This is a genomic window from Pseudomonas sp. 1L-E-NC-VB-C3, assembly GCF_057291535.1.
In genome coordinates this window covers 414,950-428,742 of the sequence record NZ_JBXAWD010000003.1, presented here as the reverse complement: position 1 = coordinate 428,742, position 13,793 = coordinate 414,950, and the positions used below count along the sequence as shown (strand labels likewise).

Genomic DNA, 13,793 nt, shown 5'->3' with positions numbered 1-13,793 from the left:
GGATTACGCCGAGAGTGCCAGAGCGATTTCAGGGAAAAGGGGCTGCAGTGCGGTTGCGCCGATCCGCTGGGTGACCCAGTCGTCGGAGTAGATGGTTTCGAGATAGCGCTCACCCATGTCGGGGGAGATCGCCACCACGACATCGTCGGGCCGGATATGCGGCGCCCACTGGCGGATGCCCGCGAGCACAGTGCCGGTGGAGCCGCCGAAGAGCAGGCCGTAGCGTTGCGCCAGCCAACGGCAGACCTTGATCGTCTGTTCCTCGGGAATCGACAGGAAGTCGTGAATGCCCGACGACTCGAATATCTCCGGCAGGCGGCTGGTGCCGAGCCCCGGGATATGGCGCGTGCCGCCCGGCAGGCCGAACGTCACCGAGCCGACGGTATCGACGGCAATGACTTTGGTCTGCGGATGATGTTCGGCGAAGTAGTTCTTGCAGCCCATTAGCGTGCCAGTGGTTCCCGCGCCGACGAACAGGTAATCCACCTGGGGAAACTTGCGCGCGATGGACCCGGCAGTCGCTTGATAGTGGGCGAGGGGGTTGGTCGGATTCTTGTACTGGTTGAGCCAGATGTAGTCGGCGTTGTCAGCGACCAGTTGTTCGATCAGGCGAATCCGCGAATTCAGGTAACCGCCGTTCTCGTCACGCTGATCGACCATGAGCATTTGCGCGCCAAGGGCGTGAATCAGCTTGCGGTTCGGCGCGGAAATATTCGGGTCGATTACGCAAACGAACTTGTAGCCCTTGGCGGCGCAGACCATAGCCAGCGCAACGCCCAGATTCCCCGATGAGGATTCGATAAGGCGGGTCTTGTGGTTGATCAGTCCGCGGACTTCAAGATCAGTGATCAGCGCGTGCGCAGTCTTCAGCTTGATGGAGCCGGCGGGATTCAGTCCTTCGATTTTCAGCTGGATCGTTGCGCTGCAAAGATCGCCGATCTGCACATAACTGTCTTCATTGATGAGTTGCTTGATCATACGTCGTCCGTTTCGCTCTTTTGCCGGGCGCACGGGGGCGCCAGCATTCATCCTGGAATGTTTGAAAAGCAGTAACTGCAGTCCGCCTGTGGGTTGGGTTCAGATTTTTTTGCTGGACAGGAAGTGACCTTGCGGGCGACGCCGATCGATTCAAAAAATCAGGGTTTGCGCTCTGAGGGCTACAGGAGTCCAGAGTGTTGCGGGGCGCAAAGTAGAGCCAGTCATTGGCTCGCCAAGGCTTGCTTGAAGTATTGGCGAAACGCCATCTACACGGAGAGATACAGATTTCGGGTTTTTTCCAGTACAGCTGGAATCCGGGTGTATCGAAGGGGACGAGGGGAGGGGAATCAAATCGCAGGCATAAAAAAACCCTGAATCTTGCGATTCAGGGTTTTCGGTATTTGGTGCCCAGAGACGGAATCGAACCGCCGACACGGGGATTTTCAATCCCCTGCTCTACCGACTGAGCTATCTGGGCAACGGGGCGCATTAAAAGGGTTTTTCAGATTTACGTCAACGACTTTTTGAAAATTTCTTAAATTAATTCCGTCGCTTACGAAATATACCGGTTATTCGGCTGGCGGCACGTAGCCTTCGGCCTTGGCGTATTCCTCGCCGGAGAAGTACTTGTCCATTTCGCCCTGCAGGTATTTGCGATCGTCGGCGTTCATCATGTTCAGGCGCTTTTCGTTGATCAGCAGGGTCTGGTGTTTCTGCCAGTCGGCCCAGGCCTTGGCCGAGACGTGGTCAAAAATATCCTGGCCCTTGGCGCCCGGGAAAGGGGCGCGCTCCAGCGCGGGCAGTTCTTCTTTGTACTTGCGGCACATTACGGTGCGGGTCATGGCGACTCTCCTGCATTCAATACGGCGGCCGCGCGTTCGAGCAAGGTCTTGACCGGGGCAGCAAGGCCCAGGCGCGGCGGGGTGGCGAGGTTATACCAGAGCCAGTCGGCCTCGGCCACGTGATGGCTGGCTTCCTGCACCTGAACCAGCCACGGTTCGATGGACAACTGGAAGTGGCTGAAGGTGTGAATCAGGCTCGGCAGCGCCTGCTGCTGACCCATGGTCAGCGAGTGCTGATCGGCCAGATGCTGCAGATCTTCCAGATCATCCAGTTCCGGCAGGCTCCACAAACCGCCCCACAGTCCCGTCGACGGGCGGCGGTAAAGCAGAATCGCGCCTTCGCCGTTGGCGAGCATCGGCATCAGCGTGCGTTTCTGCGGGATGGCCTTGCGTGGCTTGGGAATCGGATAACGTGTTTCCAGACCAAGCATGTGCGCTTCACAGCCACGCTTGAGCGGGCACAGCAGACAGCTCGGCTTGCTGCGCGTGCAGAGTGTGGCGCCAAGATCCATCATCGCCTGGGTGTAAGCGTTGACCCGATCGTGCGGGGTGAAGCGCTCGGCGTTGGCCCACAGCTGTTTGGCGACTTTCGGTTCGCCGGGGTAGCCCTCTTGCGCCGTGAAGCGCGCCAGCACGCGTTTGACGTTGCCGTCGAGGATCGGCGCGCGCAGGCCCATGCTGATGCTGGCGATCGCCCCCGCGGTGGACAGGCCGATGCCCGGCAGCTCGGTGAGTTTTTCCACGTCACGCGGGAATTCGCCAGCGTACTGGCTGACGACGATCTTCGCGGTCTTCTGCAGATTGCGTGCGCGAGTGTAATAACCCAGCCCGGTCCACAGATGCAGCACCTCGTCTTCCGGCGCTTCGGCAAGCGCTTCGACTGTCGGCAGCGCCGCCATGAAGCGCTCGAAATAGTTGAGCACGGTGCTGACCTGGGTCTGCTGCAACATGATCTCGGACACCCAGACCCGATACGGATTGATGTCCTGCTGCCACGGCAAGTCGTGGCGGCCATGGCGGTCGAACCACTCCAGCACCGCCGTGGAAAACTGCTCCGCTGTCATCGCTTGAACAGCCCCTTCAATGCGTTTTTCAGTTCCGGACTGACTTTGTCGCCCAGTTTCTCGTCGATCTTTTCGCTGAGTTTGTTGCCGGCCATTTTGCTGGCGACCTGACCAAGGCGGTCATTGTCGACGCGACAGGCCTTGGCCCCCAGTTCCAGCGGGCCACGGCAGCGCAGTGGCCACTCGATGCCGACGAACTTCTCGCCGACCTGACAGGCCGGGTCGGGCATGGCGCTGGTGTCGCCCTCGACGATGATGCCGACGCGGTAATCCATGCCGAGCACGCGCAGGTCGATGTCGCCGTCACCGTTGACGGTCATGCCAGGGATACGCACTTTCAGGTCGGGGTTGCTGGCGACGCCGTTGCGCACGGTCAGGTTGCCCTTGAGCTCCTCGAACGGCGTGTCCTTGCCCCGAGGCTCGCCGCTAAGGGTCTTGCGGTTGAGGGTGGCGATGCCTTTGCACAATTGCTGTTCGAGATTGGCATTGAGCAGCACGCCGTTGTTGATGACGAAACTGGCGTTGCCGTTGAGCGTGTCGATCAGCGCCTGTTGGCTGTTGCCGCTGCCGGTGAGGCTGCTGGTCAGCGTCACCAGCCCTTTGACCGGCGGATTTTTGCCTTGGCTTTCGATGATTTTTTCCACCGGGACGCGATTGAGCCGGGTCTGCAGGTTCAGTACCGGCGCGCTTGGGCGCACGTCGAGCGTGCCGTTGGCGACGAAACCGCCGTTGTACAGATCACCGCTCAGGTTAGTCAGTGTCAGCAGGCCGCCCTGACCGGTGGCTTTGAGCGCGGCGTTCTGGATTGGCAGTTTGTCGAGGGTCAGTTGGCCGAAAGTCAGGTCGGCGTCCACGTCCAGTTTGGCCAGGCGCTCGACCGGCAGCAGGCGCTCGGTGCTCCAGGCGGTTTTGCTCGGTTTGTCCGGCAGCGGCGTGGTGCCTGCGACGGCGCCAGCCTCGGTGCTGGCGACTTCGGCCTGACGGGTTTGCGTGGCGTTGTTGGCCTGAGCCGATTTCGGTGGCAGGTAGCGGTCGACGTTGAACGTGTCGGCCTTGAGAATCGCGCGCAGCGATTGTTTGGCGAAGTCCTCGATGGCGATGCGGCCGCTGAAGTTGCTGTCATCGAGTTTCAGGTTGATGTTGTCGAACGACAGGCTGGTCGGGGTGGCCGCAACGCGGCTGACCAGTTCGACCTTGCTCAGGCTGCCTTCGCCCATCGCCGGCAGTGTCTGGCCGATACTGTCGACGAATTTCGCCAGATCGAACTGGGCGATGGAAATGCCGCCGCTGATCTGTGGCGTCTTGTCGAGGTCGTTGGCTTTCAGCTCGCCCAGGGCGCGCAACTGGTTGGCGGAAATTTTGATGCCGGTCCATTCGGCGACGTTCGCTGCTTTATCCAGCAATAACTGCCCTTGAGCAGAGAAGGTCATGGTTTTGCCTTGCAGCGGATCGCCAGCGAGTTCGCCGGTCAGCTTCAAGTCTTCGAACTTGTAGCGTTGCAGGGCGCGCTCGAAGCGCAGCTCGCCGTTGAGCTCGGTGCGCACGCGCAGCACCGGTTGGTTGGTGCCGAGGAACGCGGTGGCTTTTACCGGGATATTGGTCGAGTCGTGCACCGGGCCGGTGCTCAACTGAATGCTTTCGGCACTGAACTGCTTGCCGGTCAGCTCATCGGTGTATTCAACGCGGGCGTTGTTGACGGTCAGGCTGTCGATGTCGAGGCGGATCGGTTGCGCCGGTTTTTCTACGGCGACGGTCGGCTCGCTGGCGGTCGCGCCCGGTGTGGCGGGTGGAGTCGAGCCAGGCGCCACAGGCACCTTGCCGATGTCTTCCCAGTTGCCGTGGCCGTTCTTGTCGCGGTTCAGGCGCAGGTTGAGGCCTTCGACGCGCACGTCGCTCATCTGCACTTCGCGGCGCAACAACGGCAGCACGCGCACGGACAGGCCGAGCATCTGCAGGTCGGCAAACGGTTCGGCAGGCTTGGCCAGGGTGGCGACGCTGGCTTCGTGCAGTTCCAGACCAAGCCACGGGAACAGGCTCCAGCCGATATCGCCATTGAGCGTCAGCTCGATGTGGGCCTTGTCGCGGGCTATCTGGCGGATCTCGTCTTTGTAGTCGTTGGGATCGAAGAGGTGGGTCAGGGCAAAACCTGCCGCCACAATGATCAGCAACAGCCCGAGAAGTACCAGACCCAGGATTTTGCCGAACGCTTTCATGGGCGAGTCCTTGTAGTTAGTCGAATTCGTCATTTGGCCGGGGAGTATAGCGCTGCAAACACCCGGTTCGGTGTGGCGTCATCTGCCGAGGGTCGGCGGTGGCACCTGCGACTTCGCCACCGGTGCCTGCGCTTGAGGACGCCCGGCGGGCGCCAGAGGGCGCAATCCGGCCCCCGCTTGCGACGCCATTTTTTGCGCTTGGTTCACCCGTCGTTCAGCCCCGCCAAGGCGACGGGTAACTTTTCGCACGCATAAATGGGACAAGTAGCAAATGCACATATCGGTGTCAGGCACCTGAACAACATCCGGCATGGTAACCCCATTGAAATGCCGTCTGTAGGAGCTGCGGAACGCTGCGATCTTTTGATTTTGGCATTTTCAAAAAGATCAAAAGATCGCAGCGTTCCGCAGCTCCTACAGGGGGCGAACACAGGTGACAGAAAAAAGGTGATATCAGTTTGGTTTTTCTGTCACCTGAGAATGGTAACCTTCGCCAGTTCGTCCGCCCGTCTGCGACTTAACGTCGCGCCTTCAAGGAGCTTCACCTAAAAAAACGGTCATGCCTGCGTGCATAAGGCCGAGGGTGAGCAGTGGCTGGCGAACCATACTAACAATTGGGGGATACACAATGAGCACGAGCATCACGGCGGACGGCTTCAAATCCGACCAGCCTGCGTTCCTGTCCAAGGAACGCATCATCGCCAAGCCCGGTTTCAACCGTTGGCTGGTTCCACCGGCCGCTTTGGCCATTCACCTGTGCATCGGCATGGCCTACGGCTTCTCGGTGTTCTGGTTGCCGCTGTCCAAGGCACTGGGCGTTACCGCACCGGTGGCTTGCGCGCCGGACATGAGCTTCATCGCACAGGTATTTTCGTCGAACTGCGACTGGCCGATCTCCATGCTCGGCTGGATCTACACGCTGTTCTTCATCTTCCTCGGCTGCTCGGCAGCGATCTGGGGTGGCTGGCTGGAACACGCCGGGCCTCGTAAAGCGGGCGTGGTCTCGGCCTTGTGCTGGTGCGGCGGTCTGCTGATTTCCGCGCTGGGTATCTATACCCACCAGATCTGGCTGATGTGGATCGGCTCCGGCGTGATCGGCGGTATCGGTCTGGGCCTGGGCTATATCTCGCCGGTGTCGACCCTGATCAAGTGGTTCCCGGACAAGCGCGGCATGGCGACCGGCATGGCGATCATGGGCTTCGGTGGCGGCGCAATGGTCGGTGCACCATTGGCGACTGCGCTGATGAGCCACTTCGCTTCGCCAGAAGGCGTGGGCGTATGGCAGAGCTTCGTAGCCATGGCGGCCATTTACTTCGTGTTCATGATCGGTGGCGCACTGTCCTACCGCGTGCCGCCAACCGGCTGGAAACCTGAAGGCTGGACCGCTCCGGCGAAGAAAGCTTCCAACGCGATGATCACCAACCGTCACGTTCACGTGAATGTAGCCTGGAAAACTCCGCAATTCCGTCTGGTCTGGCTGGTGCTGTGCCTGAACGTGTCGGCGGGTATCGGCATCCTCGGCATGGCTTCGCCACTGTTGCAGGAAGTGTTCGGCGGCAAACTGCTGGGCGTCGATGTGCCGTTCGGTCAGCTCGACGCTGGCCAACTGGCCTCGATCGCGGCGATCGCAGCGGGCTTCACCGGTCTGCTTAGCCTGTTCAACATCGGTGGCCGGTTCTTCTGGGCCTCGTTCTCCGACTACCTGGGGCGCAAGAACACCTACTTCGTGTTCTTCGCGCTGGGTTTTGCCCTGTACGCGCTGATTCCGAACATGGGCCATCTGGGCAACGTTGCGCTGTTCGTGGCGGCGTTCTGCATCATCCTGTCGATGTACGGCGGTGGTTTTGCCACCGTTCCGGCGTATCTGGCCGACCTGTTCGGTACACAGATGGTCGGTGCGATCCACGGTCGTCTGCTGACTGCCTGGGCCGCTGCCGGGGTGCTCGGTCCGGTGCTGGTGAACTACCTGCGTGAATATCAGTTGAGTATCGGCGTGGAACGCGCTGCCGCTTACGACATCACCCTGTACATCCTCGCCGGCCTGCTGGTGCTGGGCTTCCTGTGCAATCTGATGGTCCGTCCGGTGGCCGACAAGTACTTCATGACCGACGCTGAACTGGCTGCTGAACAGGCGCTGGGTCACGACAAAGGTGCTGACGCCAGCACCGTTCTGGAGTGGAAAGCCGCGCCGGGCACCAAGCCTCTGGCGATCGCGGCATGGCTGGTGGTGGGTATTCCGTTGGCGTGGGGTGTGTGGGTGACCCTGCAGAAGACGGCGGTATTGTTTCACTAAGGTGTTAGCTGAATAAACGCCGAACCTGTGGGAGCGAGCCTGCTCGCGAAGACGGAGCACCAGTCGACATCCATGTTGGCTGGCGTACCGCATTCGCGAGCAGGCTCGCTCCCACATTTGTTTATGGCATGCCTGTACTGGCTTGTATGGACATGTCTACCCGCGACAGCCGGGCGTTCTATCCGTCAGGCATCTCACCTCTCGTGTTTCTGTTTGCCTCCTGCGTGCCTATAATGGCTGCCTTTTTCGCCCAATGATTTTGCGGAGCTGGTGATGGCCGAACGTAAGGCGTCTGTCGAGCGCGACACTCTGGAAACCCAGATCAAAGCCTCGATCAACCTTGATGGCACCGGAAAGGCCCGATTCGATATCGGTGTACCTTTTCTTGAGCACATGCTGGATCAGATTGCCCGTCACGGGTTGATCGACCTGGATATCGAATGCAAGGGCGATCTGCATATCGACGACCACCATACGGTGGAAGACGTCGGTATCACCCTCGGCCAGGCGTTCGCCAAAGCCATCGGCGACAAGAAAGGCATCCGTCGCTACGGCCATGCCTACGTGCCGCTCGATGAAGCGCTGTCGCGCGTGGTGATCGATTTCTCCGGTCGCCCGGGCCTGCAGATGCACGTGCCGTACACCCGCGCCACCGTCGGCGGTTTCGACGTTGACCTGTTCCAGGAGTTTTTCCAGGGCTTCGTCAACCACGCGCTGGTCAGCGTGCACATCGATAACCTGCGCGGCACCAACACTCACCACCAGATCGAAACCGTGTTCAAGGCTTTCGGCCGCGCGCTGCGCATGGCCGTCGAGCTTGACGAGCGCATGGCCGGGCAAATGCCGTCGACCAAAGGCGTTCTGTAATGCAGACGGTTGCAGTTATCGACTACGGCATGGGCAATCTGCACTCGGTGGCCAAAGCGCTCGAGCACGTCGGCGCCGGCAAGGTGCTGATTACCAGCGACGCGAACGTGATTCGAGAAGCCGACCGTGTGGTATTCCCGGGCGTTGGCGCGATTCGCGATTGCATGGCGGAGATCCGTCGCCTCGGCTTCGACTCGCTGGTCCGTGAGGTCAGCCAGGATCGGCCGTTCCTCGGCATCTGCGTCGGCATGCAAGCCTTGCTCGATACCAGCGAAGAGAACGCCGGCGTCGACTGCATCGGCCTGTTTCCGGGCGCGGTGAAATTCTTCGGCAAGGATCTGCACGAAGACGGCGAGCACCTCAAAGTCCCGCACATGGGCTGGAACGAGGTAAAGCAGAAGATCAGTCACCCGCTGTGGCATGACATCCCGGATCTGGCGCGTTTCTACTTCGTGCACAGCTACTACATCGCCGCCGCCAATGCGCGGCAGGTGGTGGGCAGCGGTCATTACGGTGTCGATTTCGCCGCAGCGCTGGCCGACGGTTCGCGTTTCGCCGTGCAGTTCCACCCGGAGAAAAGCCATACCCACGGCCTGCAACTGCTGCAGAACTTCGCTGCGTGGGACGGTCGCTGGTAAATGGCTGTCAAGAAGTCCAGACCGCCGATCCTGACCCTCGCTCCCGAGCAGGAGAGCGAGGCCAATCGCAAGATCCAGCGGTTCATGGAAGACCGTTTCGAACTGGACCTGGGTTCGTTCGAAGCGGCGGAAATTCTTGAGCTGTTTACCCGCGAGATTGCTCCGCACTATTACAACAGGGCGATTTTCGATGTGCAGACCCACCTCAAGGAACGGTTTGAAAGCATCGAAAGCGACCTGTGGGCGCTCGAGAAAAACTGATTCCCGAGCCAAGCTGAACATTCCAATTTTAAGGTTTGCCAGATGCTGATTATTCCCGCTATCGATCTCAAAGACGGTGCCTGCGTACGTCTGCGCCAGGGCCGCATGGAAGATTCCACGGTGTTCTCCGATGACCCGGTGAGCATGGCTGCCAAGTGGGTGGAGGGCGGTTGCCGCCGTCTGCATCTGGTCGACCTCAACGGTGCGTTCGAAGGCCAGCCGGTCAACGGCGAAGTGGTTACCGCAATCGCCAAGCGTTACCCGACCCTGCCGATCCAGATCGGTGGCGGCATTCGTTCGCTGGAAACCATCGAGCATTACGTCAAGGCGGGCGTGAGCTACGTGATCATCGGCACCAAAGCCGTTAAGGATCCGGCGTTCGTCGCTGAAGCCTGCCGTGCGTTCCCAGGCAAGATCATCGTGGGTCTGGATGCCAAAGACGGTTTCGTTGCCACCGACGGTTGGGCGGAAATCAGCACCGTACAGGTCATCGACCTGGCCAAGCAGTTCGAAGCCGACGGCGTATCCTCGATCGTTTATACCGACATCGCCAAAGACGGCATGATGCAGGGCTGCAACGTACCGTTCACCGCCGCGCTGGCCGCTGCCACCAGGATTCCGGTGATCGCTTCCGGCGGCATCCATAACCTGGGTGACATCAAGTCGCTGCTCGACGCCAAGGCACCGGGCATCATCGGCGCGATTACCGGCCGGGCGATCTACGAAGGCACTCTCGACGTCGCCGAAGCGCAAGCTTTCTGCGATTCGTACCAAGGCTGAGGACTGACCATGGCGCTGGCCAAACGCATCATCCCTTGCCTGGACGTGGACAACGGCCGGGTCGTCAAAGGTGTGAAGTTCGAGAACATCCGCGACGCCGGTGACCCGGTGGAAATCGCCCGTCGCTACGACGAGCAGGGCGCCGACGAGATTACCTTTCTCGACATCACCGCCAGCGTCGATGGTCGTGACACTACGCTGCATACCGTCGAGCGCATGGCCAGCCAGGTATTCATCCCGCTGACCGTCGGCGGTGGTGTGCGTACCGTGCAGGACATCCGCAACCTGCTCAATGCCGGCGCGGACAAGGTGTCGATCAACACCGCCGCCGTGTTCAACCCCGAGTTCGTCGGCGAGGCCGCGCAGCATTTCGGCTCGCAGTGCATCGTCGTTGCCATCGACGCCAAGAAAGTTTCCGGTCCCGGCGAAACCCCGCGCTGGGAAATCTTCACCCACGGCGGGCGCAAGCCGACCGGTCTCGACGCAGTCGAGTGGGCGAAGAAAATGGAAGGCCTCGGTGCCGGCGAGATCCTCCTGACCAGCATGGATCAGGACGGCATGAAAAACGGTTTCGACCTCGGCGTGACCCGCGCCATCAGCGACGCGCTGGGCATTCCGGTGATCGCTTCCGGTGGTGTCGGCAATCTGCAGCATCTGGCCGATGGCATTCTCGAAGGTCATGCCAGTGCGGTGCTGGCGGCGAGTATTTTCCACTTCGGCGAATACACCGTGCAGGAAGCCAAGGCCTACATGGCCCATCGCGGCATCGTCATGCGCTAAAGCGTACAGGCCAGTGGACAGCATGGCGCGCCCAAGGCACTCTTGGGCACGCCATGGATTCCGGTAGCCCGACATGATCAAACGCCTGCTTGTTGTTCTCGCCAGCGCCTCGTTGTTGTTCATCAGCAATGCCCGGGCCGAAACCAGTCCCGACACCGATCTGGTGCTGCTCACCGAGAACTTCCCGCCGTACAACATGGCGAAGAACGGCAAGAATTTTGCCCAGGGCGACAACATCAACGGCATTGCCACGGACATCGTTCGCGAGATGTTCCAGCGCGCCGGCCTCACTTACAGCCTGACCCTGCGTTTCCCCTGGGAGCGTGTCTACAAACTCGCCCTGGAGAATCCCGGCTACGGGGCCTTCGTCATGGCGCGCCTGCCCGATCGCGAAAGACTGTTCAAATGGGTCGGCCCAATCGGCCCGGACGACTGGATCCTGCTGGCCAAGGCTGACAGCAAGATCACCCTCGAAACCCTCAATGATGCGCGCAAATACAAGATCGGCGCCTACAAGGGCGATGCGATTGCCGAGACGCTCACCAAGCAAGGCCTCAAACCGGTAGTAGTGCTGCGCGATCAGGACAACGCAAAAAAACTGCTCAATGGCCAGATCGATCTGTGGGCCACGGGTGATCCTGCCGGCCGTTATCTGGCGCGGCAGGATGGCGTGACCGGCCTGAAGACCGTACTGCGCTTCAACAGCGCCGAGTTGTATCTGGCGCTGAACAAGGACGTCTCCGATGAGGTGGTCAACAAGCTACAGACCGCGCTGGATCAGTTGCGCAAGGAAGGCGTGGTCGATGAAATCATGGCGCGCTATCTGTAACGGCTGACTCGTCGGGCTCTGGCAGGGAGGCGCTGATTTCGCCCTCGGTCGCAGGCGCAAGCACAGTCTGATCTTCGACCGCCTCTGGCTCCGACGCGACGATGGTTGCAGGCTCGGTGGGTGCGTACTGGCTGATGTGCAGGCTATTGCCATCGGTGTAGATGAAACCATCCGTCACTGCCGTGCCGTCCGCGCGCACCAGTCTGTATTCGCTCTGGGCCAGGTAGGCGGCCACTGAGCGGTTTTTGTCCACCACCGCAACCACTTCGATGGTCGCTGTATTGAGCCATTCATTCGAATGCAGTTCGCATTGGGTGAAATCGTGGCCCAGCCGTGCGGAAAACATCAACGCGCCGTGCTGTCGGGTTTGCCATTGGGCGCCGAATTCGATGGATGTGGTCTGGGTGAAAGTACGCAAGCCGCCAGTACGCTGGGCGCGCTGCGCATTCCACCTGAATATCTGGCTGTCGTTGCCACTGTTGCGTGCGTGACCGACGAGGATGTAGCGATCCTTGCGTTCAAGCAGATAGAAGGGCGAGTGACGCCATTGCTCAGCGGCGGTGTAACGCGGATCGTTGACCGTGAACCAGGGGAGGCTGGCGGTGTAAGTCGCATCGTCCGTTGGCTCTACAGGTGTTGGCGTCTCGCCGCAGAGCACCGGTGGCGATGGGCGTGTAGACATCTGCAGGCCGATCTGCAAGCGCAAGCAGTAGACCGGGAAACTGGCCGGTCGGGTGTAGTCACTCAAGCTGAAAAAACTGCCCGATGCCAAGTAGACTTCGCCCGGCAAAGCGGCTGGAGGAACGGCGCTCCAGGTGCTGACGCGCTGTCGGGCCTTGCTGCCCTTGTCGTCCCAGATCAGATCGGTGGTATTCGACGCGATCACCAGGTCTTCGCGAACGCAGCGCACCGCGTTGAGCGAAGGTTTTTCATGATCGTTCGAGCACACCGACCCCAGCGCTACGTAGCCTGCGGGAGCTAGCGGTCGCCAGATCGACAGATCTCTTTTCGAGCCTGATCCGGAGTCCTTCCAGACCAGCTCGTAATCATCGGGACGTCGCAGTGCCCTGCCTTTGGTGGGGTCATTGCTGGCAATGTCTGCCTCACAAACAACCGCGACCACGCGTTCACCGTTGATGTTGCCAACGCCTCTGGTGACGAAGTCGCCCAAGGGGAAATAACCGGGCAGCGCGTCGGGAGCCGGGGTCGGGCGCCAGAACGACGCGGGTCTGGCCGACAAACCGTTGGTATCCCAGATGCGCAGAAATTCTGTTGTGAAATTGATCAGCAGGTTATCGATGCGGATCGGTTCAGTCCGCCCAACGGGCGGGATAATCGGGGCGTTGTTTGTCATGGGCACTCCTGATAGTTGCAAGCGACTCAAAGGAGTCGCGACCTGTTGCAGGTCTCACTATCCGGAAGGGGGAGGGGCGTTCGGTGGTAACTATGTATTGCAACGTGACCGGGTGTTACCGGTAAACGCCATCCTTGCCATGGCCAGCCATGGCGCGGTTGCTGCGCACGCTGATCATCTGCCTGATATCGATCCAGTCGATGCCCTGCGCTTTGAGCTTGGGTAATTCGCGCTCGAGCACCGCCAGGGTCTGCGGATACGGATGGCCGATCATCACCGCTGAACCCTGTTTGTGCGCCAGGGCGATCGCGGTCTGCAACTGAGTGGCAATGGCCGCTTCGGTGCGCTCATCATCGAGAAACACGTCTCTGGAAACGCTGGCCAGGTCGATTTTCTGCGCCTGCTGCGCAGCGACCGTTTGAGCGCTGGTGCGGCTGTCGACGAAGAACTTGTGCCGACGCTGCAATTCGCCCATCAACCACGCCATCGCCACAGGCTGCGCGGTCATGCGGCTGCCCATGTGATTGTTGATGCCGGCAGTGAACGGGACTTTTTCGAACGCAGCATTCAGGCGTTTCTGCAGTTCTTCGAGGGGCAGTTCCGGGTGCCAGGCGTAAGGCCCGGTGGCCGGGTCCATGGGCATGTGCAGGATGACGATCTTGCCGGCGCGATGAGCTTCGCGGGCAAATTCCGTGGCGTGGGGGGTATCGGGCATGATCGCCGCCGTGACCGGGCCGGGCAGGGCGAGCACGCGACGATCCCGGGGCAGGTTCTGCCCCAGGTCATCGATGATCAGTGTCAGGTAGGCCTTGTGCGGCGAGGAACTGGCGGGCTCTGCTTGGGCAAGACCCGCCAGACAGCACAACAGAACGCAGAGGGAACGCAGCAACATCC

General features: G+C 60.5%; 13 protein-coding genes, 1 tRNA gene and 1 pseudogene. 7 read left to right on the top strand and 8 right to left on the bottom strand.

Annotated elements, in window-relative coordinates:
* Nucleotides 1–3: 3 nt before the first annotated feature.
* From sbnA to AC0Z5Z_RS07405, 6 genes and pseudogenes are all read right to left on the bottom strand, one after another.
* Entirely contained in the window at nt 4–978 is a 975-nt protein-coding gene (gene sbnA, locus AC0Z5Z_RS07430; RefSeq protein WP_252868631.1) for a 2,3-diaminopropionate biosynthesis protein SbnA, read from the bottom strand.
* 402 nt (nt 979–1,380) lie between these two features.
* Nucleotides 1,381–1,456: transfer RNA gene (locus tag AC0Z5Z_RS07425), tRNA-Phe, on the bottom strand.
* Nucleotides 1,457–1,547: 91 nt separating this feature from the next.
* Complete coding sequence (locus AC0Z5Z_RS07420) at nt 1,548–1,820, bottom strand: oxidative damage protection protein (RefSeq protein WP_041477523.1); 273 nt, start codon at nt 1,818–1,820, stop codon at nt 1,548–1,550.
* Nucleotides 1,817–2,884: an A/G-specific adenine glycosylase gene (mutY, locus tag AC0Z5Z_RS07415; protein WP_041477524.1), complete on the bottom strand. Its 1,068-nt coding sequence runs from the start codon at nt 2,882–2,884 to the stop codon at nt 1,817–1,819. Before mutY ends, AC0Z5Z_RS07420 begins: the two co-directional genes overlap by 4 nt.
* Nucleotides 2,881–5,097, bottom strand: coding sequence for an AsmA family protein (locus AC0Z5Z_RS07410; protein WP_485610919.1), 2,217 nt, complete (start codon nt 5,095–5,097; stop codon nt 2,881–2,883). The genes mutY and AC0Z5Z_RS07410 overlap by 4 nt, the downstream gene beginning before the upstream one ends.
* Before the next feature lie 78 nt (nt 5,098–5,175).
* Nucleotides 5,176–5,370, bottom strand: a pseudogene (locus AC0Z5Z_RS07405) (GNAT family protein); the annotation flags it as partial.
* Nucleotides 5,371–5,725: 355 nt separating this feature from the next.
* Between AC0Z5Z_RS07405 and AC0Z5Z_RS07400 the strand changes: the two are divergent.
* The 7 genes from AC0Z5Z_RS07400 to AC0Z5Z_RS07370 all read left to right on the top strand — a co-directional run bounded on the left by AC0Z5Z_RS07400 (nt 5,726) and on the right by AC0Z5Z_RS07370 (nt 11,545).
* Entirely contained in the window at nt 5,726–7,390 is a 1,665-nt protein-coding gene (locus tag AC0Z5Z_RS07400; protein WP_485610918.1) for an OFA family MFS transporter, read from the top strand.
* Nucleotides 7,391–7,663: 273 nt separating this feature from the next.
* Entirely contained in the window at nt 7,664–8,257 is a 594-nt protein-coding gene (hisB, locus tag AC0Z5Z_RS07395) for an imidazoleglycerol-phosphate dehydratase HisB (RefSeq protein ID WP_016772125.1), read from the top strand.
* A complete protein-coding gene (gene hisH / locus AC0Z5Z_RS07390; RefSeq protein ID WP_056787225.1) occupies nt 8,257–8,895 on the top strand; it encodes an imidazole glycerol phosphate synthase subunit HisH in 639 nt (212 codons plus the stop codon). The genes hisB and hisH overlap by 1 nt, the downstream gene beginning before the upstream one ends.
* A complete protein-coding gene (locus AC0Z5Z_RS07385) occupies nt 8,896–9,156 on the top strand; it encodes a DUF2164 domain-containing protein (protein ID WP_485610917.1) in 261 nt (86 codons plus the stop codon). It abuts the gene before it with no gap.
* Between the two features lie 42 nt (nt 9,157–9,198).
* The gene (gene hisA / locus AC0Z5Z_RS07380; protein ID WP_056787231.1) at nt 9,199–9,936 is read left to right on the top strand and encodes a 1-(5-phosphoribosyl)-5-[(5-phosphoribosylamino)methylideneamino]imidazole-4-carboxamide isomerase; all 738 of its coding nucleotides are present in this window, start codon (nt 9,199–9,201) and stop codon (nt 9,934–9,936) included.
* A gap of 9 nt (nt 9,937–9,945) precedes the next feature.
* Nucleotides 9,946–10,716, top strand: coding sequence for an imidazole glycerol phosphate synthase subunit HisF (hisF, locus tag AC0Z5Z_RS07375; RefSeq protein WP_007897430.1), 771 nt, complete (start codon nt 9,946–9,948; stop codon nt 10,714–10,716).
* A gap of 73 nt (nt 10,717–10,789) precedes the next feature.
* Nucleotides 10,790–11,545, top strand: a complete 756-nt coding sequence (locus AC0Z5Z_RS07370; protein ID WP_041477526.1) for a substrate-binding periplasmic protein — start codon at nt 10,790–10,792, stop codon at nt 11,543–11,545.
* Here AC0Z5Z_RS07370 and AC0Z5Z_RS07365 read toward each other — a convergent pair.
* Complete coding sequence (locus AC0Z5Z_RS07365; protein ID WP_485610916.1) at nt 11,526–12,899, bottom strand: Vps62-related protein; 1,374 nt, start codon at nt 12,897–12,899, stop codon at nt 11,526–11,528. The genes AC0Z5Z_RS07370 and AC0Z5Z_RS07365 overlap by 20 nt on opposite strands.
* A 115-nt stretch (nt 12,900–13,014) precedes the next feature.
* Complete coding sequence (locus AC0Z5Z_RS07360; protein WP_485610915.1) at nt 13,015–13,791, bottom strand: divergent polysaccharide deacetylase family protein; 777 nt, start codon at nt 13,789–13,791, stop codon at nt 13,015–13,017.
* Between the last annotated feature and the right edge of the window lie 2 nt (nt 13,792–13,793).